We start from the raw sequence: 25,141 nt of genomic DNA on the forward strand, positions 1-25,141 counted from the left end.
AGCGCTTCACCCGGCACGGCGCACGTGTCATGAGGTCCGGCCTCGACCGCTGCCGCGACGCCGATCTCGTGCTGTGCCCGAGCACGGCGACGATCGACCGGCTTGTCGACCTCGCGTTCGACCCCGGCCGTCTCCGGCACGTGCCGTGGGGTGTCACGCCGGTCGAGGTCAGCGATCGCGATCGGGCCCGGGTGGTCGACGCCTACCGCCTGCCCGACCGGTTCGTGCTCTTCGTCGGAACGATCGAACCCCGCAAGAACCTCGCCCGCCTCGCGCTCGCGACCGCTCGGCTGCCGATGCCGCTGGTCGTGGTCGGCCCGGCCGGATGGGGTGAGATGTCGCCCGTGCCGGGCGACGTCCGGTTCCTCGGGCACGTCGCAGCGCTCGACCTCCCGGCGATCTACGCGGTCGCCGCCGTCATGGCGTACCCGAGCCTCGAGGAGGGCTTCGGCATGCCGGTGCTCGAAGCGATGGCCCAGGGCGCGCCGGTGGTCACCAGTCGGGGAACGGCGACCGAGGAGGTCGCCGACGGGGCGGCGGTACTGGTCAACGCCACCGACGAGGCCAGCATCGTCGCGGGTCTCGCCGCGGCCATCGACGATGCGAGCCGGTTGTCGGCAGCCGGTCGCGAGCGGGCGGCGATCATGACGTGGGATGCGGCGGTCGAGCGGACCATCGAGGCGTACCGGGAGGCCGCGGCGTGAGCGCGCCGATCGACGTCGCCGTCAACCTGACGTGGCTGGCGCCCGGCCGGGTCGGGGGATCAGAGGAGCACCTCGTTCGCCAGCTCGGCGGCCTGGTCGACACGTCGATCGACGTGACGCTCTACGTCCAGTCGTCCTTCGCAGCCGCCCATCCCGCACTCGCCGATCGCTTCGAGCTCGTGGTGCAACCGTTCGGCCGCGACTGGCGTGCGGTCCGCGTCGCCGCCGAGCACAGCTGGCTCGCGCTTCGCACGCTATCGGCCGATGTCGTGCACCACGGCGGCGGCACGGTGCCCGCCCTGGGGGGCCGGCCCGCGGTCGTGACCGTGCACGACCTCCAGTACCGGAGGTTCCCCGAGTACTTCTCTGCGGCGCGTCGGCGGTACCTCGATCTGATGATGCCGCGGTCGGTTCGGCGGGCGGCGATCGTGATGGCGCCGTCGGGGTACGTTCGCACGTCGGTGATCGAGGCGTTCGATGTCGAACCCCAGCGCGTCGTCGTGGTGCCCCACGGCATCCCCGAGCTCGGCCCGGTCGACGCCGCCGACGTCGCCGACGTGCGGGGCCGGTTCGGTCTCGGCGACCGTCCGTACGTCGTGTACCCCGCCATCACCCACCCGCACAAGCGCCACCGGCTGCTCGTCGAGATGCTCGCGTCGTGTGACACCGATCTGGCCGTCCTGATGATCGGCGGCGCAGGCTCGGCCGAGCCGGAGATCCGTCGCGCTGCGGCGCGGGCCGGGGTCGAGGACCGCGTCGTCCGTCCGGGGCGTGTCGCGGCGGGTCGGCGCGACGCGCTGATCGCCGGCGCGGAGGCCCTGGTGTTCCCGAGCGAGTACGAGGGCTTCGGCGCGCCGCTCGTCGAGGCGATGGATCTGGGCACCCCGGTCGTCTGCGGTGACCACCCCGCGATGGTCGAGGTCGTCGGCGATGCGGCGGTGGTCGTGTCGTCGCCGACGCCCGGGGCGTGGTCGGAGGCGGTCGACCGGGCGCGGTCGGACCGTGCAGCGCTGGTGGCGGCCGGTGCCGCGCGCCGACGCCGGTTCACGCCCGAGGTCGCGGGGAAGGCCCTCGCCGGCGTGTACCGCACGGCGTACGGGGGAGCGGCGTGAAGCTCGTCGTGGTCTGCCCGCACTTCGAGCCGGACACCGCCCCGACCGGCACCGTGATGACCCGGATCGTGCGGGAGCTGGCGGCGCTGGGCCACGAACTGCACGTCGTGACGGCCCTGCCGTGGTACCGCGAGCACGCGGTCGAGACCGGATGGACCGGCCGCTGGTTGCGGACCGAGATCACACCGTGGGGGAGCGTCACCCGCGTGCATCCCTTCCCGGCGGGCGACAAGCGCCGGCTCGTACGCAGGGCGTTCGGATTCGTCGGCTTCTCCGTACTGGCTGGTGGTGCCGCGCTGCGCGCCGGCGGATGGTTCCGCCGGGCCGACGCCGTCCTGGCGATGTCACCGCCGCTCACGCTGGCCCCGACGGGGTGGATCGTCGGCCTGCTGCGGCGCGCCCCCTTGGTGTTCAACGTGCAGGACGTGTTCCCCGATGCCGCCGCGAGGACGGGGGCGATCTCGAACCCTCGTGTGCTCGCCGTCGCCGCGTGGCTCGAGCGGTTCAGCTACCGTCGGGCGTCCGCGATCACCGTGCTGAGCGACGAGCTGCGGTCGAACGTCGCCGGCAAGATCGACCCTCGACGGCGCGACCGCGTCCACGTCATCCCGAACTTCGTCGACACCGACGCGATCGTGCCGGGCGACCGGATGACGCCCTACCGGTCCGAGCTGGGCATCGGTGCCGAGCCGGTCGTGCTGTACGCCGGCAACGTCGGCTTCTCGCAGTCGCTCGACCTCGTCGTCGGTGCCGCCGAGCGTTGCCCCGACGTCACCTTCGTCGTGAACGGTGACGGCGCCGCCCGCCACGAGCTCGAGCGGGCCGCCGCCAGACGACCGAACGTCGAGTTCGCGGGCTACCAGCCGGTCGAACGGTTGCCCGAGGTGCTCGCAAGCGGCGACGTCCACGTCGTGCCCCTGCGCGGAGGGCTCGGCGACGTCAGCGTGCCGTCGAAGACCTACTCCAGCCTCGCCGCTGCGCGACCGGTCGTGGCGTCGATCGACGTCGGCACCGCGATCCCGCGTCTCCTCGACGACGCGGGCGCCGGCGTGAGCGTTCCACCCGACGACGTCGACGCGTTCACCGCGGCGATCAAGGAGCTGATCGACGACCCGCTCAGATGCGCCGAGCTGGGCCGGTCCGGGCGATCGTGGGTGGTCGAGCACGCCTCGCCGGCCGCGATCGGGGCGGCCTACGACCGGCTCCTCCGCTCGCTCACGCGGCGATGACGCCGTTCTCGGGCGACCGCCCATGCGGCCGAGGCGGCGATAGCCTCGCGTGCCGTGGCAAGTAGTTCGTCGACCAAGAAGGCCGCCAAGCTGGCGCAGAAGGGGCAGGGCCAGCGCGTCCGGTTCCAGGGTGGCACGATCTTCCCGCTGGCCGTCGCCGCCACGCTGATCCTCGGCCTCGCACTCATCGTGTACGCCCGTCAGAGCCTCCCGGCCGCCGACTCCTCACCACCCACCATCAACGACCACTGGCACATCGCCCACGGGTTCTACCTCTGCGACACCTGGTACCAGGTGCAGGGCGATCTCGAAGAGCGCAACTCGCAGGGCCAGTTCACCAACACGAACTTCCTGCAGACCGGCATCCACAGCCACGACGACGGCATCATCCACTGGCACCCGTACACATCCCGGGCCGTGGGCCGCAACGCCACGTTCGGCGTGTTCCTCGAGACGTACGACATCGAGCTCACCAACGACAAGCTCACGTTCCCGCGGCCGGGGACCGTCACCCAGAACCCGGGTTTCCCGTCGTCGGGCGGCTCGTCGCTCCTCGAGGAGTACGTCGAGGGCGAGACCGAATGCGACGGCGAGGAGGCCGAGCTCTCGGTGCGGGTGTGGCAGAACTTCACCGACACCGACGACGGCCGCCGCTTCATCGCCAACATGGACGAGGTCCACGTCGATCAGGACGCCATGGTCATGGCCGTGTACTTCACACCCGACGACGCCGACCAGCCGATGCCGCCGTGGGCTTCGCAGCTCCCCGAACTGGGCGCCATCGACACCGGCCAGATCCGTCCCGAGGACCTGCTGCAGGGCACCGGCTCGGTCGCCACGCTGCCCGCAGCCGGCGACGACACGACCGATGACGGTGAGACCGACGCCGAGACGGACACCGACGCCGAGACGGACACCGACGCCGAGACGGACACCGACGACGGCGACGCCGAGACACCGACGACGACCGGCGGTTGATGCACGCCGTCATCCTGGTGGGCGGGTTCGGCACCCGCCTCCGGCCGCTCACCAACGACATCCCGAAGCCGATGCTGCCGGTCGTGCACCGGCCGATGATCGTGCGGCTCGTCGACCGGCTCGCGCCGGCAGGGGTGACCGACGTCGTCCTGGCCCTCGGCTTCCGCCCCGAGCCGTTTGCAGAGGCTTTTCCCGCCGATCGCCACGGCGACATCAGGGTCCACTACGCGGTCGAGCCCGAGCCGCTGGACACCGGCGGCGCGATCGCCTTCGCCGCACGCGAGGCCGGTGTCGATGCCACGTTCCTCGTCGCCAACGGGGACGTCCTGACCGACCTCGACGCAGCGCGTCTCGTCGACCACCACCGCCGGCACGGTGGCGACGCCACGCTCCACCTCACGCCGGTCGACGACCCGTCGGCGTTCGGCGTCGTCGAGCTCGACGGTGACCACCGGGTCCGGCGGTTCCTCGAGAAGCCGGCCCCCGGCGAGACCGACTCCAACCTGATCAACGCCGGCACGTACGTCTTCGAGCCGGCGGTGCTCGACCTGATCGAGCCGGGCCGACCGCTCTCGATCGAACGCGACACGTTCCCGCGTCTGGTCGATCGAGCGTCGCTCGTCGGCCTGGCGACCAGCGACTACTGGATCGATGCCGGCCGGCCCGAGCTGTACCTCCGGGCGGGCCTCGACCTCGTCAACGGGGTCCGCGGCTCGGCGCTCGAGGCGATCGCAGCCGACGCCGTCGTCGACCACGAGGCGCTGGTGATCGAATCGGTCGTCGAGTCCGCCGCGATCGTCGCACCAGCGGCTGCGGTCACGTCGTCGATCCTGCTCCCGGGCGCCCGCGTCGACTCGGGTGCGACGGTCGAGTCGTCGGTCGTCGCCGGCCACGTCGGCGCGGCCGCCGTGGTACGTCACAGCGTGATCGGCAGCGGTCATGCCGTCGCGCCCGGCGCGACGGTGACGGGCGAGCGTCTGCCCCCGCCGTGATCGCTCGGGTGCCCCGGTCACCCGCTCTCCGACGCTGCGCACGATCATGACCCCAGCGCGCACCCGTCGGGCATGATGGGGGCGCCATGAATGCGATGATCGTCGGAGGAGCCGGGTTCGTCGGCTCGCACCTCGTCGATCGACTCCTCGCCGATGGTGAGGCCGTCGACGTCGTCGACGACCTGTCGACGGGCAGCCTCGCCAACCTCGCCGATGCTCGATCGGCAGGTGGCACCCTCAAGATCCACCACTTCGACGCAGGTGGACCCGACACGGCGTCACTGATCGGCATGCGCTCGCCCGACGTGGTGTACCACTTGGCGGCGATCCCTCGCGGTCGACCTGCGCCCGCCGAGTTGGCCCGGGCGTTCTCGGCCACCATGGCCCTCGTCGAGGCCGCCCGCGACCACCACGTCGACAAGGTCGTCGTCGCACTCCCCGCGTCGGCGCTCTACGGCCGCCCGGCCGCCCGCGACCTCCCGCTGAAAGAGCGCCCGCTCGAGCCACGTGGGGTCCGCGGCGTGATCTCCCGGGCGACCGTCGACCTGCTCACGACGTACCGCGAACACGACGCGCTCGAGTTCACTGCGCTCGCCCTGACCAGCGTCTACGGCCCGCGGCAGCGCCCTGAGGGCGGCGTCGTGGCCGCGTTCGCAGCGGCGGCGGCCGAACGACGCGCACCGACCATCACCGGTGACGGTCGGCAGACCCGGGACTTCCTCTACGTCGACGACGCCGTCGACGCGCTGGTCCGTGCGGGGACGCGCGGCAGCGGCCTCGTCGTCAACGTCGGCACCGGCGAGCAGACATCGCTGCGCGAGCTCTGGGCGGCGATGACCGGTTCGATCGGCAGTGAACCCGAGTTCGCCGAACCCGACGACGACGAGGTGGCGCGCTTCGCCGTGTCGCCGATCAGGGCGAGGATCCACCTGTCCTGGTCGCCGTGGACCGAGCTGAGTGACGGTCTGGCGCGGCTGCGCTGATCGCGCGTGCTGGGGTCGTCGCGGGGCCCAGCGTGACGGGTTCAGAGAGCGGCATCGATGCAGCGGGCAGCGAGGGCACGCGACCGCTCGGGCGTCGACATGATCGAGGGTTCGATCACACATCGCACGCCGGCCGCCTCGACCCGGTCGGCGAGCTCGGCGTCCGCGGGGTCGACGACCAGCGCTGCTGCCACGGGGCGGTACAGCTCGGCGACGCCGACGACCGACGGCTCGAGGCCGAGCTCGGCGAGCATGCGGTCCGCCGGTCCCTTCAGCGCTGATCCGCCCACGATCGGCGACACGGCGACCACGCTGTCCCGGCGGGCGGCGAGCAACTCGTCGACGCGGCCGAGCGCCCGGATCGGCCCGATCGACACGAGCGGGTTGGACGGCGCGATCACGACGGCGTCGGCGTGCTCGATCGCCGACGCAGCCTCGGCGGTCAGCTCGGCACCGCCGTGCTCGAACCGCACCGCGGCCACGGGCACCGCATGCCGCAACCGGACGAAGTAGTCCTGGAACGAGACGTCGTCGCCGCTGTCGGCCAGTGTGATCATCGTCCGGAAGCGCTGATCGGTCATCGGCAGGAGGCGGGTCTCGAGCTGCCAGGCCCGTGAGATCTCGGCCGTGACGTCGGTGAGACGGGCGCCCTCGGCGAGCCGCGCCGTCCGGTAGAGGTGCGTCGCCATGTCGCGGTCGCCGAGGTTGAACCAGGTGGCGCCGGCCTCGGAGTGCTCGGGCCGTACCGGCCCGAAGCGACCGAGGGCGTCCATCGTCTGCCAGGTCTCGCCGGCGAGCCCCCACCCGCGCTCGGGATCGATGGCGCCCGCCAGGGTGTAGGTGATCGTGTCGAGGTCGGGTGAGATCGACAGGCCGTGGAGCTCGGTGTCGTCGCCGGTGTTGACGATCGCTGCGATCATGCGCGGCGGCACCACGAGCCGCAACCCGCGCAGGAAGCGGGCCGCGCCGACGCCGCCCGCCAGCACGGCGATGTTCGCGTCGCGCAGGGTCATGCCGCCGCCGTCCGGTAGAGGTCGAGCAGCCGGTCGGCGGTCGTCGCCCACCTGAACCGGCCGGTGTTGCGGTACCCGGCCTCGATCAGCCCCAGCCGGGCGGCACCGTCGGACAGCACGTGATCGATCGCCTCGGCCAGCGTCATGGCATCGCGATCCTCGACGAGGAACGCAGCGTCGCCAGCGATCTCGGGGATCGAACCGACCCTCGTGGCCACCACCGGCGTGCCGGCCGCCTGGGCCTCGAGGATCGGGAAGCCGAACCCCTCGTCGAGCGAGGGGTAGGCGAGCACGGCGCCATGCCGCACGAGCCACCGCTTCGTGGGTTCATCGACCGGTCCGAGCCGGTGGATCCGCGCGCGCGTGTGCGAACCGGCGTCGGCGATCAACCGGTCGATCCCGGGCGAATCGTCGCCAGGTGCGCCGGCGAGCACGAGGAGCAGATCGTGATGATCGCCGGCCAGGTGCTCGAAGGCCTCGACGAGCAGCGGCAGGCCCTTGCGTCGCTCTTCGGTGGCGATCGCCACGACGTAGTGCCGTCCGCCGAGCTCGGAGGCGAGCGGTGGCGGGGTCGCCTCGTCGCGTTCGACCTGAGCGGGCGCACCGAGGAACACCGTTCGCACCCGGTCGGTGCCGAGCAGCGAACGGACCTCGTCGGCGGTGGCGTCGGAGCTGGCGTGCACCCATGCACCGCGTTCGACGGCCCGACGGAGCGTGGCGCCCGCCCGCCGCACGACGGGTGACGCGAGCTCGGGGTGGCGCAGGAACCAGCAGTCGTAGACCGACACGACCGTCGGCAGCGAGCTGGGAGGCGCGACGTAGTTGGTGCCGTGGAGCACGTCGGCGTCGCGCAACCACCGGTCCGCCGTCGGGCCACGACCACGCGACCACAGGTGCGAGGCGACGATGCCCGGGAGCGGCAGTCGCCGGTGCCCGTCTCGCAGCGTCGCACGACGGCTGACGAGGTACGGTTCGAGCGAGACGTCGGCGCGACCGTCGAGCGCGGCCACGATGCCGGCGACGGCCGTGCCGACACCGGTCCGGTGCCCGTACAGGGGGCCGACATCGATGGCGAGGCGGAGAGGGGTCATGGTCGTCGGGGTCGCTCGGACCGGATCACGCTAGCTGGACCCTAAACTCGCCGGGTCTTCGGTCTCCGGGCCGGCGCCGCCAGGCCATCGCCGGGCCGCCGGCGCCGGTACGTCACGAAGCATCCGCAGCATCACGACAGATCAGAGGGAGCGTTCGTGCCTCGAGCATTCATCACCGGGATCACCGGCCAGGACGGCCGTCACTTGGCAGAGTTCCTCCATGGCCGCGGCTACGACGTGTACGGCATGGTCAAGGGCCAGAACAACCCCGGGATCGCGTCCCTGCGGGACGAGGTGCCGTACGTCGAGACGGTGCCCGGCGACCTGGCCGACCTGCCGTCGCTCGTCGCCGCGCTCGAGCTGGCCCAGCCCGACGAGGTCTACAACCTGGGCGCAATCAGCTTCGTGGCGTTGAGCTTCAACCAGGCCGAGCTGACGGCGAACATCACCGGTCTCGGCGTGCTGCGGATGCTCGAGGCGATCCGCATGATCGGCGGCAGCCAGAACAACCCGATCCGGTTCTACCAGGCCTCGTCGTCCGAGATGTTCGGGAAGGTCCGCGAGACGCCTCAGAACGAATCGACGCCGTTCCACCCCCGGAGTCCGTACGGGTGCGCCAAGGTGTTCGGCCACGACATCGTTGTGAACTACCGCGAGAGCTACGACCTCTTCGCCTGCTCGGGGATCCTGTTCAACCACGAAGGACCCCGCCGCGGCATCGAGTTCGTCACACGCAAGGTCACGAACGCCGTCGCCCGGATCAAGCTCGGTCTCCAGCACGAGCTGGTGCTCGGCAACCTCGACTCGAAGCGCGACTGGGGCTACGCGGGCGACTACGTCAAGGCGATGTGGATGATGCTGCAGCAGGATCAGCCGGACGACTACGTGATCGCCACCGGCGAGACGCACTCGATCGAAGAGCTCGTCGAGCGGTCGTTCGCCGAGGTCGGCATCGACGACTGGCGCAGGTACGTGCGCCAGGACCCGAAGTTCTTCCGGCCCGCCGAGGTCGACCTCCTCATCGGTGACGCGTCGAAGGCGCACGATCAGCTGGGCTGGAAGCCCGAGGTCGACTTCCCCGAGCTCGTGTCGATGATGGTGCAGCACGACCTCGAGGTCGAGGCCGCGAAGGCCGGCATCGAACGCTGACGCCCGACCCGGCGGACGGTCACGCCTCGAGCGGACGGTCGGTGATCGCGTCCATCACCGATCCGGGTGTCGGCTCGGCGCCGACGCGGAGCTTGTGCTGGAGGCTGAGCGCGAACGTCGCCAGCGCAGCGCCGCTCGACAACACGAGGCCGATCTCGATCCGCCGGAAGAGCTGGTCGCTGGACAACCAGGTCCCGAAGGCGAACGCGACCACACCGACGCCCCATCCGAGGGCGACGAGCGCGTGACCGCGGAGCGCGATGACCGCCTGTGCCGTCGCCAGCCCCGCCATGTAGATCGCGCTCGAGAGCGCGAGCATCGCCAGCGTTCGTCCACCGAGCTCGCTGTCGTAGACGAACTCGATCACGAGTGGGCCGATCAGGAACGCGCCGGTCGTCCCGACGACGCCGACGACGGCGACGAGCTGGAGGAGCTTGCGGAGCCCGTTCCGGAACTCGTCGAGCTCGCCGCGCGCCGCCAACCGCGACAGACGCGGGAGCAGGGCGGCTTGCACGGCCTGGAAGAGGAAGAGCGGGATGCGGGCCAGGAGCACGCCGTACCCGAACTGGGTCACGACCTCCTCCTGCCCGTCCTCGGAGAGCAGGTTGGCCATCACCGGTCCGGCATTGAGCAGACCGGCCGCGAACACGGTGCCCATCAGCAGCCAGCCGAGGTTCTGCGTGACCTCGTGCCAGTCGGCCTCGGGACCGGGTTCGGTCCGTAGGTTGCCGCGCAGCCCGACGAACATCACGGGGACGAGGGGCGCCAGCGCGACGGCGAACCCGTACGGGGCGGCGGCGCTGATCCCGATCACCGCCAAGGTCACGCAGGCGATGATGCGGATGATGCCGTCGGATCCCATCACCACGGCGTAGGACCGGAATCGCCCGGTGCCGGCGCACACGCCGCGGGCGAGGTGTGCGGGGGCGTACGCCACGAACGCGGTGGCGAGCGCCGCCAGCATCCACCAGTCGCCGTCGAAGTAGCTCGACGTGATGATCGGGCTGGCGATCATGATCGCCAGCAGCACGGCGCTGGTGATGCCGGCGCCGAGCATCAGGACCTTGCGGGCGACCGGCCGACCGCCCTCGCCCCTGGCCTTGCGGTGCGACACGGCGCGCCCGAGCTCTTGTTCGAGGGGCAGGAAGAAGCCGGGCGCCAACGAGAACGTGGCGAACCAGAGCGAGGCGATCGGTGCGAACTCCTCGTCGCCGCCGAGCGCGACGTTGCCGATCTTGAAGAACGCGTAGGTGGCGATGCCTGCGATCAGCAGGGCGAAGCCGACCGGAAGCGTGCCCTCGGGCAGCGGGACGCGGCGAAGCACGGGAGATGCAGGCGAGGACACCAGGGTGTCGAGGTTACCTGCCTCTCCCGCGCTCCTGCGGGAGGGCCGTCGGCGGGGGGCGCCGACGGCCCGGTGCCGGCCGTGGGACCGGCGATCTCGGTGTGTTCGCCCAGCCGAGCCGGTTCTGCCGGTCGGCGAGGCCCGATCAGATCAGGCGACGGCGTCGATGAGCTTGCGGACGCGGGTGGTGACGTCGTCGGTGAGCTCGCGGCGACGCTCGTCCGCTCGCTGGGCAGTCACGACGACGGCGCCGACGCCGACGTAGGCCGCGTCGCGGGCGAAGCCGGCGATCCGGTCGACCGGGAGCTCGGGCGTGTCGGGGAGCTCGAACTTCGGCAGGTCGAACGAGGGCAGCTCGAACGTGGGCAGCTCGGGCAGGCGTACGGTCGGGAGCTCGACCTTGCGCGGGTCGACCTTGCGCAGATCGACCTTGGTCAGGTCGATCTTGGTCGGGTCGAGGCGCCTGAGATCGAAGTGCTTGATGTCGTCGAGGCTGATCATGGTGGTTCCTTCGGGTGGGATCGGCTCGGGCCGATGTCGAACGGGGACGATTGCAAATGTACCGTCGAGTGCTAACAAAAGCAAGCAGTATGACGCATGGCGCACACGCGAACCGGGTGCATCCGGAGTGACGAGGGCCGGAAGACTCGCGCCGCTAGCCTCGATCCATCGTGGAGACGGACCCCCAACTCGTGCCGTCGGTCGTGTCCGTGATGGTCGTGCACGAGCCGGGCGACTGGTTCGACGACACGATCGAGTCCCTCGCTGCGCAGGACTACCCGAACTTCCGGACGCTGTTCCTCGCCACGTCGTCCGACGACGAGGAGGTCGCGGCACTGACGGCACGGATCAGAGCGGTCCTGCCGACGGCGTTCGTTCGCCCGGTCGGTTCGAACCCGGGGTTCGGCCCGGCCTGCAACGAGGTGTTGCGACTGGTCGAGGGCGACAACGGGTTCTTCCTCTTCTGCCACGACGATGTGGCGCTCGACCCGACTGCGGTCAGGACACTCGTCGCCGAGCTGTTCCGTTCGAACGCCGGCATCGTCGGCCCGAAGCTCGTCGAATGGGACGACCCGCGGATGCTCCAGCACGTCGGTCTCGGCCTCGACCGCTTCGGAGAGGTCGACCCGTTCGTCGAGCCGGGTGAGGTCGACCAGGAGCAGCACGACGGCGTCCGCGACGTGTTCGTCCTGCCCTCGGCCTGCCTGCTGGTTCGGGCCGATCTCTTCCGAGCGCTGAACGGGTTCGACCCCACCATCGACTTCCACGGCGAGGACATCGATCTCTGCTGGCGCGCCCACCTGACCGGCGCCCGCGTCATCGTGGCGCCCGATGCCCGGGTGCGTCATCGCGAGCGGCTCGACGAGCGACGGCCCGACCTCAACCATCGCGGACTCCAGAGCCGCCATCGCATCAGGACCGTCGCGACGCTGACGGGCGGGTCGCGGCTGCTCGTCCGGTCGCTCCAGCTGGTACTCCTCACCCTGGTCGAGCTCGTCGTCGGGCTCTTCACCGGCCGTGTCGGGGAGTCGCTGGCGTCCCTGCGGGCGCTGATCGGCTTGCTGCCCAGGAGCGCAGCTGTCATCGGGCGCCGACGCGCCATCCGAGGCCAGCGCGTCGTGCCCGAGCGAGAAGTGCTCGGCTTGCAGGACCGGGGCAGCTCGCGGCTGACGTCGTACCTGCGCGGCAAGGAGACCGCCACGTTCGTCGGTGCCGACAGCACCGTCAGGCGATGGCGCGAGGCCTCGTTCGGTCCGGTGCTCGCGTGGTTCCTGGTGATCCTGGCCGTGGTCATCGGCAGCCGGTCGTTCATCCAGGACGGCGTGCCGTCGGTGGGCGAGTTCCTGCCGTTCCCCGAGAGCCCGAACGACCTGCTCGCCGACTATCGCTCGAGCTTCGACAGCCGGTCCTTCGGTGCCACGGCGTCGAACCCGACCGGCTGGTTGGTCCTGTCGATCTTGAGCGTGCTGACGCTGTTCCGGATGGGGGCGTTGCTCACCGCGTCGATCGTCGGGCTGTTCCTGCTCGGCGCGCTCGGTGCCTGGCGCCTGGCCACGGTGTTCCCGGTCAACCGCGCCCGTATCGCTGGGATGGTGGTCTACGTCGGCACTCCGCTGGTGCCCGGTCTGCTGAGCCGCGGCGACTGGTCGGCGCTCATCTGGTACGCAGCGCTGCCGTGGCTGGTGCACCTGCTCCGGCGAGCGGCCGGTCTCGAGGCGGCGGACCCCGCCGCAGCCGACCTCGACCTCACCGACGGCATCGCACCGGTCGGTCTCCGTCATCGACTGCGCGCACTCGCGTTCCTCGTGCTCGTCCTGGCGACGACGGCCGCGTTCGTGCCCGCCGTCCTCGTCGTCTGGGCCGCCGTCGGTGCCCTCCTCGCGGTCTCGACCGTGCTCGCCGCCGGCTCGTGGCGGGTCGCGCTGTGGCTCCTCGTGAGCACGGCGGTGTCGCTCGTCCTGGCGGCGGTCCTCAACCTGCCGTGGTCGCTCGAGTGGTCACGCGACACCCTGATCGGTCCCGACGCGTCGGCCGCCGACGGGCGTGGGCTCGCCGAGGTCGCCTCGTTGGCGCCCGACAGCGACCGGTTCGCCGTGCTGGCGCTCGCGCTCTACCTCCCGCTGCTGGCAGCCGTCGCGATCACCAGGGCCTGGCGCCTGACGTGGAGCATCCGGGCCGCCTCGCTCGTGTTCGCGTTCGGGGCGCTCCTCGTCTTCGGTGACCGAGGCGAGCTCGACGTTCGCCTGCCGCCGCCGTCGCTGCTCGCCGTGCCCGTCGCGCTCGGTCTCGCGCTCGGGGCTGCGGCGATCGTCGGTGGATTCGGCTCCGATGTGCTGGGACGCGGCTTCGGTTGGCGGCAACCGATCGCCGTGCTGGCCAACGCGGCGATCGTCATCGGGTTGATCCCGGCGGTCTTCTCGATCGGCAACGGTGCGTGGCACACACCACGATCGCCGCTGCCGAAGCTCCTCGCGGCCCAGCTCCCCGAGGACCCCGCCGCCGGTGACTACCGCGTGCTGTACCTGGGCGATCCCGCAGTGCTCCCCGTTCCGGCCCGCCTCTACGGTGACGGCGTCGGCTACGCCGTCACCGACGCCGGCCGGCTCGAGTTCACCGATCGGTTCGCACTGCCCGAGAGCGCCGGGGACCGGGCCGTCGAGCGAGCGCTCGACCTGATCGCCGACGGCTCGACGCTGCGTGCCGGCCGGATCCTCGCTCCGCTCGGCATCCGGTTCGTCGTGATCCCCAAGACCGATGGTGTGTCGTCGACCGCCGATGACCCGATCCCGGTCCCCGACGGCCTGCTCGCATCGGTGCAGAACCAGCTCGACATCGGTTCGGTGCCCGGTCAGCCCTCGCTCGAGGTCTTCGTCAACCGTGCATGGCTGCCGGTCGGAGCGCAGTTGGGCGGAGCGACCGCGGATGCATCGCGGTCGGCGGGGGAGGACGTCCTGGTCAGGGCTGACCTCACCGACGCCGTGCCGTCGATGATCGGCGTCGACGGGTTCCCCGAGGCGGTCAACCAGGTCGCGCCCGGCGTCTTGCACGTGGCCGTACCGAAGGACGACCGGATCCGACTCGAGGTCGACGGCCGACCCGTCGCATCTCGCACCGGATTCGGGATGACGACGGCATTCGACATCGACGCCGGCGGCGTCGGCACGCTCACGTACGACCGTGACGAGACGCGGGGATGGTGGCTGGCGTCGCAGTTCGTGCTGTTCGTCGCCGTGGTCATCGTCGCTGCCGGAGCGCGATCACCGTTCGGGCGACGTCGCGTCGTCGAACTGCACGACGAGACGCTCATCGACCTCAGCGAGTCCGTCGAATCCGACGGCACGGTTGCCGGTGAGGCCCTCGGACTACCCGCATGGGCGGACGCCGACGACCAGATCTCCGAGATCGTCGAGATGGCCGCGGCAGGGCCGCAGCCCCACGATCCGGCCGACGATCCCGAGGTCGAGACGGTGCCGACCCGGGCTCACCTCCGCGCCGGGCAGGCGGCCGGCCCGGGCGAGGCGCCCGGCGGCGCGCCGGCACCGAAGCCCTCCGATGCAGCCGACGACGACGGCGTCGATCTCGCGTCGCTGGTGGCCAGCGTCGACGAGTCCGAGCCCGACACCGCCGAGGGGGAGCAGCGGTGAGGCGTCGGTACCCGGCGCTTCTCCTCGTCGTGGCGGCGTTCGTCGCCATCGTCGTGACGGCGCGTTCGACGGTCGACGCCGACGTCCCGAACTTCAGCACCGCTGCCGAGGGCTGGATGCCCTCGGCACCGGCGAGCACCTCGCTGACCGAGACGTGGTTCTGCCCCGGTGTTCCGGCCTCGGGCGTCGAGGAGGTCGAAGGTGAGATCGTCATCGCCAATCGCGACGCCGAGCGACTCGTCGGCACCATCCTGCTCGTCAACGACCAACGCGAGACCCGGTCACTCGATCTGGCCATCGACGGGTGGTCGTCGGCGCGGCTCGATCTCGACGAGACGTTGCCGGGGAGCATGGTCGGGGCCGTCATCGAGATCGACGGCGGCGGCGCGGTCGTCGAGCAGCTGGCCTTCCATCCGAGCGGCGACAGCGTCTCGGCGTGCGCGAACGCGACGTCGGACGCCTGGTACCTCGCCGACGGCTTCACGGTCGAGGGCAGCCTCGACCAGGTCGTGATGATGAACCCGTACGAGCAGACCGTGGTCGTCAACCTGGAGTTCGCGACGCAGGAGGGCTCACGGCGTCCGGCGTCGTACCGTGGGCTCACCGTCCCTGCCCAGAGCATCCGCGTCGTCGACCTCGGCGCTCCGGGCGCGGGCGCGCAGAACGAACCCGTCCTGGCCGTCAAGGTCGAGACCACGCGCGGGCGGCTCGTGGTCGGCCGGTCGCAGCGGTTCCTCGGCGGCGGCCGGCTCGGCACGCAGGTGACGCTGGCCTCGCCGGAGCTGCGGGATCAGTGGTGGTTCGCCGACGGCGCCAAGGGCCCCGGCGTCTCCGAGCGCTTCTCCATCTACAACCCCACAGCCGAAGCGGTCGAGGTCGATGTGATCTTCCTCGGCGTCGAGCTCCCCGACGACGGCTCCGACTTCGATCGGGTCGCTGCGGTCGCCGCCGATCCGATCGAGGTGCCCCCGCGCGAGGTCGTCACCTTCGACCCCGGACCGCAGGCCGACCTGCCCGAGGGGCGCCATGCCACGGTCTTCTCCACGTTGGCGCAACCGTCGGTCGTCGTCGAACGGGCGATGACGCGCATCGTCGACGACGTCGTCGCGACGTCGGTGATCGCCGGCGCCACACCGCGCCAGGACGGCCACGTGGCCACGACGTGGCATCTCGCGTCGGGGCCGTCCGAGCCCGTCACCGAGGGACTGGTGGTCTACAACGCCGACAACTCGCCCGGGTTCGTGAGCGTGCTCGCCGTCGGCCGCTCGGGTCCGGTGCCGATCGACGGCTTGCAGGACGTCGAGGTCGGCCCGGCGGGGGTCGCTGCGATCGATCTCACCGATCCGCTCGTGATCGACCGCGAGCTGATCGTCGAGTCGACCACGCGCGTGTTCGTCGAGCGTTCGTTCCCGACGGGTCGGGGTGACACGCGGTCGTCGTCGTGGGCGGTGCCGGCGGGCTGACGTGGAACGCCTGCTCGTCGCCCTCGCCGTGGTCGCCGTGGCGGCGATCGTCGCGGAGATCGTGCGGCGGCGACGGGGCACCGACGTGCCCACTCAGGCTCGGCACCAGCTGCCGAATCAGCTCGACCGTGCGGACTTCGACGGCTCGGGATGGCTGGTCGCCGTGTTCACGTCGACGACGTGCTCGACGTGTGCCGACGTCGTGCACAAGGCCGAGGTCGTCGCCAGCGACGAGGTCACGGTGCAGATCGTGGCGTTCCAGGATCGACGTGACCTGCACGAGCGCTACGACATCGATGCCGTGCCGAGCCTGCTCATCGCCGACGGCGAGGGCGTCGTGCACCGTGCGTTCCTCGGCCCCGTCACCGCCACCGACCTCTGGGCTGCAGTCGCCGAAGCCCGAGAGCCCGGCTGTATCGACGACGTAGAACTGAATGGCAAGGACGACACCGCCGGTGGGGAGACCCGGAGCACGGGTTAGCCCGGCGGGGGAGGTGTGGAGGGGGAGCCTCCGGGTCCCCCTCCACCATCGACCGATCCGACTCGGTCGGTCGGTCGATCACAGCTGGGTGCGCCGCAGGCGCTCAGGGTGCTCCGGTGAGTGGAGAGAGCGAGCGTCGGCGAGCGAACGAACGAACCGGATTACTCGGGACTACCGAGCACATTGGCGTCGATCTTCTCGTCGACGCCCTCTTCGTCGAGGCCCTGCTGGATGAGCTTCGCCACCTCGGGACCGTCGATCGTCTCGTGCTCGAGCAGCGACTCGGCGATCAGCTGCAGCCCGCGACGGTGCTTCTCGAGCAGTTCGTGCGCTCGTTCCTCTTGGTCGTGCAGGATCTTGCCGATCTCGTCGTCGAGCAGCTTGGCGGTCTCGTCGCTGTACTCGCGGCCCTGCGACATCAGGTCCTCGCCGAGGAACACCTGCTGCTGGCCATGCCATGCCATGGGGCCCACCCGGTCGCTCATGCCCCACTCGCGCACCATCCGGCGGGCGATGCCCGTGGCCTGCTCGAGGTCGTTGGCAGCCCCCGAGTTGAGGTGGCCGAAGACGATCTTCTCGGCGACCCGGCCGCCCATCGCCTTGCAGATGGTGTCGAGGAAGTACTCCTGTGAGTACGTGTGGCGCTCTTGCGGGAGGCTCCACGTGACGCCGAGCGCCATCCCGCGCGGCAAGATCGTGACCTTGTGCAGGGGGTCGCCGTGCGGCAGCACGACCGACAGCAACGCGTGGCCGCCCTCGTGATAGGCGGTGGCCTTCTTCTCCTCGGCGTTCATGATGAGCGACTCGCGCTGGGCGCCGAGGACGACCCGGTCGCGGGCGTTCTCGAAGTCGATCCGCTCGACCTGCTTCGAGCCGCGGCGGACGGCGATCAGTGCGGCCTCGTTGACGAGGTTGGCGAGGTCGGCGCCGGCCATGCCGGGCGTGGCGCGTGCCATCGTGTCGAGGTCGACGTCGGGGCCCATGCGCTTGTCGCGGCTGTGGACCTCGAGGATGGCCTTGCGCTCCTCGTGCTCGGGGAGCGGCACGACGATCTGACGGTCGAAGCGACCCGGCCGCAGCAGTGCGGGGTCGAGGATGTCGGGCCGGTTGGTGGCGGCCATGATGACGATGCCCTCGGACGTCTCGAAGCCGTCCATCTCGGACAGCATCTGGTTGAGGGTCTGCTCGCGCTCGTCGTGGCCGCCGCCGAGGCCGGCGCCACGCTTGCGGCCGATCGAGTCGATCTCGTCGATGAAGATGATCGCCTTGCCCATCCGGCGGGCCTGCTGGAACAGGTCGCGGACCCGGCTGGCGCCGACGCCGACGAACATCTCCATGAAGTCGGAGCCGGTGACCGAGAGGAAGCCGACGCCGGCCTCGCCGGCGACGGCGCGGGCGAACAGCGTCTTGCCGGTACCCGGAGGGCCGACGAGCAGGATGCCCTTCGGGACCCGGGCGCCGATCTCCTTGAAGCGTTCGGGCATGCGGAGGAAGTCGACGACCTCGGTGATCTCCTGCTTGACGCCGTCGTAGCCGGCGATGTCGGCGAACGTGGTCGACGGCTTGTCGGTCGAGTACGCCTTGGCACGGCTTCGCCCGATCGACATCACGTTGCCCATCTGGCCCTGGGCGCGACGCTGCATCCACACGAAGAAGCCGATGATGAGCATCACGGGGAGCATCAGACCGATGATGCTGAGGAACCAGTTGTTGCTCGGCGTCTTGAAGCCGATCTCGACGCCCTTGCCGCGGGCGAGCTCTTCGTCGGCCTCGGACAGACCACGGTCGCCGCCGCCGGTGGTGCGGAACTTGGTCTCGTCGTCGAACTCGCCGGTGATCTTGCCGTTGGAGTTGTCGATCTCGATCTCGCGGACGTCACCGGCGTTGACGCGCTCGATGAACTCGGAGTAGCTGATCTCGTCGCCGCTGTCGCCGGACAGCAGCGACGGGACGAGGAAGATCGCGAGGAAGATGCCGATGGCGATCCACGGCAGCCAGCGCCGCCAGTTGGGCGCAGACGCCTGGTCGCCGTCGCCGCCGCCGTCGAAGCTCGGCCGACGGTCGCGGTTGGGTTGCTGACCGCCGGAGCGACCGCGCCCCGGCGGTGGGGGTGGTGGGGGCGGTGGCAGCTTGTCCATCCCTCCATGCTACGGCCCGACAGCGCCGTTGCCAGGTCGTGCTCGTCACGTCTGCGTCGCGGACCCCGGCGCGGCGGGTGCAGGGTCGGGATCGGGGCGGCGTCGAGCGGGCGTGGCGACGGCGCCGGGCGCCCCCTCGCGAGGGTCCGCGATGCGCCCCCGTCGTGGCCGTACCGTGTCCGCCGTGGCGAGGCAGTGCTCGAGGACCGGGTGTAGCGACGACGCAGCGGTGACGCTGACCTACCAGTACGCGCTGGCGCAGGTGTGGCTCGATCACCTGTCCGCCGAGCGCGATCCACACGGCTACGACCTGTGCTCCCGCCATGCCGGCCGGCTCACTGCGCCTCAGGGCTGGCACGTCCGCGACCGGCGTGAGACCGCACCCGCCGCCCTGATCGCCGTCTGAGCGCCGCGCGGCTACCCTCCGCCGCGATGTCGATCGAGCTCGACCCCGGCGGCGCCGCCGTGATCCCGACGCGGGCGGCGGTCGCGACGTGGACCGTCGCCTGGATCGCCGGCACCGTGCTGCTCGCTTCCGTCGTGTTGGCCGCGATGGGTGCCGACTTCGGCGGCGACCTCACGATCCCCGAGATCGCGGCGGCCTCCGCAGTCGCCTGGGCTGCGTTCGGCGTGGGGCTGGTCGTCGTCTCCCGCCGCGCCGGGAGCGGGCGGCCGATGGCGGACTTCGCGATCGGGTTTCGGCCGGCCGACCTGGTCGGCGTGCCGCTCGGCGTGGTGACCCAGCTGATCTTCGTGCCGCTGCTGTACGTGCCATTGCAGGCGATCTGGCCCGACACGTTCTCCGACGAACGCCTCGAGGAGCGAGCGCAGGACCTCGCCGACCGCGCCGACGGCGGCATGGTGATCCTGCTGGCGCTGATCGTCGTGGTCGGAGCGCCCATCGTGGAAGAGCTCGTCTATCGCGGCCTCTTGCAGCGCTCGGCGGCCGCGTCGATCGGGCCCTGGCCGAGCCTGCTGGTGACGTCGGCGTTCTTCTCGCTGATCCACTTCGCGCCCGTCGAGTATCCCGGCCTGTTCCTCGCCGGGCTCGCCTTCGGCGTGTGCCTCACGCTGACGGGTCGGATCGGCCCGGCGATCGTGACGCATGCCTCGTTCAACGCGACCGGGCTCGGCCTCGTCCTCGCGAGCACCTGGTGAGCGTTCGCCGGCCGGCGCCGCGGCCGAGCGCCGCCGGTGACGAGGCGATGCCGGCCGCAGCTGGCAAGATGGAGCGGCTCGCGAGCCCGAAACGACCGACCGCATGACCGACCGAATCGACGAACCCGACGCGGACCTCGATCCCGACGTCGTCCCGGCCGACGGGTTCGGCGAGTGGTTCGACAGCGAGTTCGGCGACGATGCCGGCGTCGGGCGCACGACCCCCGGCGCACCCGACGAGCACGAGACCGCCGCGCCCACCGTCGAACGCATCGAGGCCGCGCCGACCGATCGCTCGACCGACGAGCCGGTCACCGAGCCCGACGACGACGGCCAGACGCCGCTCCTGACGCGCGTCGGTCGCAGAATCGTCCGCCGGCCGTCCGCCTGGATGAACCGGCCGTGGCCTCCCGACCGCATCCTGCGGTACGTCGTGACGTTCGTGACGCTGAGCGTGACGACCTACGTGATGATGAACGTCGTCCACCTCAGCCCGTTCCCGGGTCGCGACCTGATCTTCGACGACACGACACCGACGGGCGGGGACTTCGGCGCCCACGTGTGGGGCCCGGCGTACCTTCGCGACCACCTGCTCGGCGACTTCCGCCTGAACGGGTGGACGATGGACTGGTACGGCGGCATGCCGGCGTACCGCTTCTACATGGTCCTGCCGGCGCTGGCGATCCTGCTCGTCGACATCGTGCTGCCGTACGGCGTCGCGATGAAGCTGGTCGCAGTGCTGGGCCTGATCACGCTCCCGGCCGCGTGCTGGGCGTTCGGGCGGCTCGCCGACTTCCGGTACCCGATGCCCGAGCTGTTCGCCGTCGGCGGCCTCGCGTTCGCGCTCGACGAGAGCTTCAGCATCTACGGCGGCAACCTCAAGTCGACGATGGCCGGCGAGTTCTCGTTCTCGATCGCGCTCTCGCTCGGCATGTTGGGTCTCGGCCTGCTGGCGGCCGGCCTGCGCACCGGCAAGTACCGCGTCTGGGCCTCGGTCCTCATCGCGGCCGCCTGCGTGTCGCACGGCATCGTGCTGATCTTCGTCGTCGCGGCTGCGCTCGTGTTCTGCCTCGTCTGGATCGACCGCACCCGCCTCGTCTACGCGCTCACCGTCGGCATCACGAGTCTGCTGTTGATCATGTGGTGGGCGGGGCCGTTCCTGCTCGACCACGAGTACATGACCGACATGAAGTACGGGGCCCGACCCTCGGGCGCCGACGACTCGTTCTGGGACATGTTCTTCCCGCTCACGGCGCCCCTCGACGTCCTGATCACGACCCTGGCCGTGATCGGCTTCGTCATGAGCATCGTCCGGCGGCACCTCAACGGCGCGGCGCTCGGCGTCGTCGGCCTGGTCTTCGTCGCCGGCGTCTACCTCGCCCGCGACAGCCTGCCGGTGATCGGGCTGCTGTGGAACCCGCGGTTGCTGCCGTTCGTGTACCTCGTCCGCTACCTGCTGATGATGGTCGGCGCCGTCGAGATCCTCGGCCTGTTCTGGAACGCGATCCGCGACCGCCGAGCGCTCGCACTGCCCTCCACGTGGGAGGGCACCACCTTCGCCGGCGCCACCACGCTCGGCACCCTTGCCGTGCTCGGGTTCATGTTCCAGGTCCTGCCGTTCGGTGAGAACCAGCAGGTCGACGGCTCGTCCGTCTACACGTGGGGGCCGTTCCACGCCACCGACACCAACACCGACGCCCTCGGCGACGGCTGGTCGACGTACAACTTCCGCGGCTACGAGGGTCGCGATCAGTACTACACCGAGTACCACCAGGTCGTCACCACGATGGAGCGGATCGGTGACGACCCGCAGCTCGGCTGCGGTCGCGCCATGTGGGAGAACAACGGCGACAACGGCCAGTACGGCACGACGATGGCGCTGATGCTGCTGCCCCACTGGACCGACGGCTGCATCGGGTCGATGGAGGGGCTCTTCTTCGAGGCGTCGGGCACGACGCCGTACCACTTCCTCACCGCGGCCGCGATCTCGAAGCAGTCGTCGAACCCGGTCCGTGAGCTGCGGTACGCGAACAACGACGCCCAGACCGGGGTCCGGCACCTCCAGGACCTCGGTGTCCGGTACCTGATGGTCCGCACGCCCGAGGCGAAGGCCGAAGCGGCCGGCCAGGCCGAGCTGTCGTACATCACGACGTCGGCGCCGTGGGACATCTACCTCGTCGACGGCGCGGACATCGTCGTGCCGCTCGACACGCAGCCCGTCGTGGTTCGCGGCCGCTCCGGCGACGCCCGCGAGCGCAACCTCGAGCTCGGCACGAGTTGGTTCCAGCATCCCGACGAATGGGCGGCGATGCCGGCCGACGACGGCCCCGACGACTGGCAGCGGATCTCGGTGCAGGTCGACCTGTCGCGGCGCGAGGGCGAGCCCGGCGACCCCGGCCGCCGCGTCGACATCGTGACGCCGGTCGAGGCCATCCAGCCGATCGCCCTGCCGGACGTCGCCGTGTCCAACGTCGACATCGGGCAGCAGTCGCTGGCGTTCGACGTCGATCGTGTCGGCGTGCCCGTGCTGGTGCGCGTCGGGTACTTCCCCAACTGGAACGCCAGCGGTGCCGACGGTCCCTACCGGGTCGGGCCGAACATGATGGTCGTCGTGCCTCGCGACACGCGCGTCGAGCTCGACTACGGGCGCTCGGGCGTCGACTACCTCACGCTGCTCCTCACGCTGATCGGCGTCGGGCTCTGTGTCCTCTGGCGGGTCCGCGGTGACGTCGTGCACGCCGGCGAGGTCCCGGCGGCGTTCGCCGGCGGATCGCGCGACGAGCCCGGCGACAAGCCGGCACCGCCGCCCGACGACGTCTCCGGCGGCGACGTCGATCGCGATATCGACCACGCCGTGGCCGACGACTGCGGCGAGGCCGACTCGGCGTGGTCGGCGCCGGTCGATGCCGCCGGCCCCGACGGAGCGCCCGACGATTCGCCCGATCCTTCGGACGAGGAGTCGGAACCCGAGCGCTGAGGCCGATAGCGTTGGCCCGCGCCTATGTCAGTGCTCGATGAGATCGTCAAGGCCTACGACATCCGGGGCACCGTGCCCGACCAGCTCCACGGCGAGGTCGCGCACGCGCTCGGTGTCGCTTTCGCCCGGTTCGTCGATGCGCCGCGTGTGCTCGTCGCCCGAGACATGCGGCGAAGTGGGGAGTCGCTCGCGGAGGCGTTCTCGCAGGGCGTCATGGAGCAGGGCCTCGACGTGCTCGACCTCGGTCTCGCGTCGACCGACATGGTCTCGTACGCCGCCGGCGTGCTCGACGCGCCCGGGGCGATGTTCACCGCCTCGCACAACCCGGCCCAGTACAACGGTGTGAAGCTCTGCCTGGCCGGGGCGCGCCCGGTCGGCATCGACACGGGCCTGGCCGAGATCAGGGCGACCGCGTCGACGGTGCTCGACGGCGCCGGACCGGCCCATGCTGCGACGGCGGGGTCGATGGCGAGCGACGACATCCTCCCGAGGTACGTCGATCACGTCCTGTCGTTCGTCGACGTCGACGCCGTCCGCCCGATGAAGGTGGTCGCCGACACGGCGAACGGCATGGGCGGCCTCGTCGTGCCGGCCGTCTTCGAGCGGCTGCCGATGATCGAGCTCGAGGTGATGTACGGAGAGCTCGACGGCACGTTCCCGAACCATCCGGCCGATCCGCTGCAGCCCGCCAACCAGCGCGACCTCTGCGCCCGGGTGATGTCCGGGTCGTTCGATCTCGGGTTGGCGTTCGACGGTGACGCCGATCGGGTGTTCGTCGTCGACGAGCTCGGGAACGGCCTGAGCGGCTCGACGACCACGGCGCTGCTCGCCGCCGCGATCCTGCGGTCGAATCCGGGGGCGACGATCCTGCACAACCTGATCTGCTCGCGCGCCGTGCCGCAGGTGATCCACGAGCGCGGCGGGGTGCCGATGCGCACCAAGGTCGGCCACTCGTTCATCAAGCAGCAGATGGCCGAGACCGGCGCCGTGTTCGGCGGCGAGCACTCGGCCCACTACTACTTCGCCCGCAACTTCGGAGCCGACAGCGGGCTCATCGCCGCGATGCTGGTCATCGCCGAGCTGAGCCGCGCGGAGCAGCCGTTGTCGGTGCTGCGTGAGCCGTTCGAGCGCTACGCCGCGAGCGGCGAGATCAACACCCAGGTCGACGACCCGCTCGCCGTCATCGAGCGGGTGAGCGCGACCTTCGAGGGCGACGAGCAGGATCGGCTCGACGGTCTGAGCGTCGACTGCGGCCAGTGGTGGTTCAACCTCCGAGCGTCGAACACCGAGCCGTTGCTGCGCCTCAACCTCGAAGCCGTCGACCGCGACGAGTGCGATCGGCGGGTCGCCGAGCTGCTCGCGTCGATCACCCAACCCTGACCACCTGCAGGCCGCTACGGTGTGCACGACCCCGAGACCGGAGCCACGATGCGCCTCGCCCCAGCCCTCCTCGCCATCCTCGCCTGCCCCGACGACAAGGGCCCGCTGTTCTACATCGAGTCCGAGTCGGTGCTCTTCAACCCCCGTCTGCGTCGCACGTACGACGTGCGTGACGGGATCCCCGTGATGTTGATCGAGGAGTCCAACGCGCTCGACGACGCCGAGTTCGAACGTCTGAACGGCCTCGTCGCCGAGCAGCGGATCGCTCCGACCTTCGAGACCGGCACCTGACCAGCGAGCAGATGACGAAGACGTTACGATCCGAGGCTGTGAGCGTCAGTCGACTCCGACACCGAGCCGGTCGCGTGCTGGTCGCCGTCGCCCTGGTGGCCGGCGTCGCGGTCGCCGGCGTGGTCGCATCGCCGGGCGCCGACTCGACGGTGCAGGCGGTCGGTGAGCTCGGCGCGGGCGGCGAGTTCCACGGTCTCGAGCCGGCCCGCATCTTCGATTCGCGCGAGCGCGACCTCGACGTCGCGCCGTTCGGTGCCAAGGCCATCGTGCCCGAGGCGTTGAGCCGGCTCTTCGACGTCCAGGTCGTCGGCGAGGGCGGCTTGCCGGCGTTCGAGGACGTCGACGGCGACGGCGCCGACGACAACGTGCTCGCGGTCGCCGTCACCATCACCGTCATCGCGCCGGACCAGATCGGCTTCCTGCGGGCGTTCGGCACCGGTGCCCAGGAGGGCGACACATCGGTCGTCAACTTCTTCCCGAACACGTTCGTGCCGAACTCGGCGATCCTGCGG

At 70.8% G+C, this 25,141-nt stretch carries 20 protein-coding genes and 1 pseudogene; 16 read left to right on the plus strand and 5 right to left on the minus strand.

From position 1 onward, the window contains the following. The 6 genes from QNJ12_RS16990 to QNJ12_RS17015 form a co-directional block, all read left to right on the plus strand. Positions 1-704 (plus strand): glycosyltransferase family 1 protein (locus QNJ12_RS16990; RefSeq protein ID WP_300624358.1); only part of this gene is annotated, 704 nt, incomplete at its 5' end. Further along, on the plus strand, positions 701-1,816 hold the full coding sequence (locus QNJ12_RS16995) for a glycosyltransferase family 1 protein (protein WP_300624360.1): 1,116 nt from the start codon (positions 701-703) through the stop codon (positions 1,814-1,816). The genes QNJ12_RS16990 and QNJ12_RS16995, both read left to right, overlap by 4 nt. Beyond that, a complete protein-coding gene (locus tag QNJ12_RS17000) occupies positions 1,813-3,045 on the plus strand; it encodes a glycosyltransferase family 4 protein (RefSeq protein WP_300624362.1) in 1,233 nt (410 codons plus the stop codon). Before QNJ12_RS16995 ends, QNJ12_RS17000 begins: the two co-directional genes overlap by 4 nt. 54 nt (positions 3,046-3,099) lie before the next feature. Next, positions 3,100-4,023, plus strand: a complete 924-nt coding sequence (locus tag QNJ12_RS17005) for a hypothetical protein (protein ID WP_300624364.1) — start codon at positions 3,100-3,102, stop codon at positions 4,021-4,023. Continuing rightward, the gene (locus tag QNJ12_RS17010; protein ID WP_300624365.1) at positions 4,023-5,015 is read left to right on the plus strand and encodes an NDP-sugar synthase; all 993 of its coding nucleotides are present in this window, start codon (positions 4,023-4,025) and stop codon (positions 5,013-5,015) included. The genes QNJ12_RS17005 and QNJ12_RS17010 overlap by 1 nt, the downstream gene beginning before the upstream one ends. An 86-nt stretch (positions 5,016-5,101) precedes the next feature. After that, positions 5,102-5,998, plus strand: a complete 897-nt coding sequence (locus QNJ12_RS17015) for an NAD-dependent epimerase/dehydratase family protein (RefSeq protein WP_300624366.1) — start codon at positions 5,102-5,104, stop codon at positions 5,996-5,998. A gap of 41 nt (positions 5,999-6,039) precedes the next feature. Here QNJ12_RS17015 and cofD read toward each other — a convergent pair whose 3' ends face one another. Both cofD and QNJ12_RS17025 read right to left on the minus strand, forming a co-directional pair. Beyond that, entirely contained in the window at positions 6,040-7,011 is a 972-nt protein-coding gene (gene cofD, locus QNJ12_RS17020) for a 2-phospho-L-lactate transferase (RefSeq protein ID WP_300624367.1), read from the minus strand. Further along, positions 7,008-8,102, minus strand: a complete 1,095-nt coding sequence (locus QNJ12_RS17025; RefSeq protein WP_300624368.1) for a glycosyltransferase family 1 protein — start codon at positions 8,100-8,102, stop codon at positions 7,008-7,010. The genes cofD and QNJ12_RS17025 overlap by 4 nt, the downstream gene beginning before the upstream one ends. A gap of 156 nt (positions 8,103-8,258) precedes the next feature. On the opposite strand from QNJ12_RS17025, the gene gmd reads away from it, so the two are divergent. Next, positions 8,259-9,251, plus strand: coding sequence for a GDP-mannose 4,6-dehydratase (gene gmd, locus QNJ12_RS17030; protein ID WP_300624371.1), 993 nt, complete (start codon positions 8,259-8,261; stop codon positions 9,249-9,251). Positions 9,252-9,270: 19 nt separating this feature from the next. On the opposite strand, the gene QNJ12_RS17035 is transcribed toward gmd, so the two are convergent. Both QNJ12_RS17035 and QNJ12_RS17040 read right to left on the minus strand, forming a co-directional pair. Beyond that, positions 9,271-10,596 (minus strand): lipopolysaccharide biosynthesis protein, encoded by a 1,326-nt coding sequence (locus tag QNJ12_RS17035; RefSeq protein ID WP_300624373.1) that lies wholly within the window; start codon positions 10,594-10,596, stop codon positions 9,271-9,273. 150 nt (positions 10,597-10,746) lie between these two features. Further along, complete coding sequence (locus tag QNJ12_RS17040) at positions 10,747-11,097, minus strand: hypothetical protein (RefSeq protein WP_300624375.1); 351 nt, start codon at positions 11,095-11,097, stop codon at positions 10,747-10,749. Positions 11,098-11,267: 170 nt separating this feature from the next. Between QNJ12_RS17040 and QNJ12_RS17045 the strand changes: the two genes are divergently transcribed. The 3 genes from QNJ12_RS17045 to QNJ12_RS17055 are packed head-to-tail and all read left to right on the plus strand — an operon-like array spanning position 11,268 to position 16,685. After that, positions 11,268-14,741: a glycosyltransferase gene (locus QNJ12_RS17045; RefSeq protein ID WP_300624376.1), complete on the plus strand. Its 3,474-nt coding sequence runs from the start codon at positions 11,268-11,270 to the stop codon at positions 14,739-14,741. Further along, a complete protein-coding gene (locus QNJ12_RS17050) occupies positions 14,738-16,204 on the plus strand; it encodes a DUF5719 family protein (protein ID WP_300624377.1) in 1,467 nt (488 codons plus the stop codon). The genes QNJ12_RS17045 and QNJ12_RS17050 overlap by 4 nt, the downstream gene beginning before the upstream one ends. 1 nt (position 16,205) lies before the next feature. Next, positions 16,206-16,685, plus strand: coding sequence for a hypothetical protein (locus QNJ12_RS17055; protein ID WP_300624379.1), 480 nt, complete (start codon positions 16,206-16,208; stop codon positions 16,683-16,685). A gap of 161 nt (positions 16,686-16,846) precedes the next feature. Here QNJ12_RS17055 and ftsH read toward each other — a convergent pair whose 3' ends face one another. After that, complete coding sequence (ftsH, locus tag QNJ12_RS17060; protein WP_300624380.1) at positions 16,847-18,823, minus strand: ATP-dependent zinc metalloprotease FtsH; 1,977 nt, start codon at positions 18,821-18,823, stop codon at positions 16,847-16,849. Between the two features lie 184 nt (positions 18,824-19,007). Between ftsH and QNJ12_RS17065 the strand changes: the two genes are divergently transcribed. The 6 genes and pseudogenes from QNJ12_RS17065 to QNJ12_RS17090 all read left to right on the plus strand — a co-directional run. Next, positions 19,008-19,229: a DUF3499 family protein gene (locus QNJ12_RS17065; protein WP_300624382.1), complete on the plus strand. Its 222-nt coding sequence runs from the start codon at positions 19,008-19,010 to the stop codon at positions 19,227-19,229. Between the two features lie 26 nt (positions 19,230-19,255). Further along, entirely contained in the window at positions 19,256-19,981 is a 726-nt protein-coding gene (locus QNJ12_RS17070; RefSeq protein WP_300624384.1) for a CPBP family intramembrane glutamic endopeptidase, read from the plus strand. 103 nt (positions 19,982-20,084) lie between these two features. Then, the gene (locus QNJ12_RS17075) at positions 20,085-22,958 is read left to right on the plus strand and encodes a hypothetical protein (protein ID WP_300624386.1); all 2,874 of its coding nucleotides are present in this window, start codon (positions 20,085-20,087) and stop codon (positions 22,956-22,958) included. Positions 22,959-22,982: 24 nt separating this feature from the next. Further along, positions 22,983-24,338 (plus strand): phosphomannomutase/phosphoglucomutase, encoded by a 1,356-nt coding sequence (gene manB / locus QNJ12_RS17080; RefSeq protein ID WP_300624388.1) that lies wholly within the window; start codon positions 22,983-22,985, stop codon positions 24,336-24,338. Between the two features lie 48 nt (positions 24,339-24,386). Further along, entirely contained in the window at positions 24,387-24,629 is a 243-nt protein-coding gene (locus QNJ12_RS17085; protein ID WP_300624389.1) for a Trm112 family protein, read from the plus strand. A 38-nt stretch (positions 24,630-24,667) separates the two neighbouring features. Then, positions 24,668-25,141, plus strand: a pseudogene (locus QNJ12_RS17090) (hypothetical protein); the annotation flags it as partial.

This window comes from Ilumatobacter sp. (assembly GCF_030065885.1).
Taxonomy (GTDB): Bacteria; Actinomycetota; Acidimicrobiia; order Acidimicrobiales; family Ilumatobacteraceae; genus Ilumatobacter.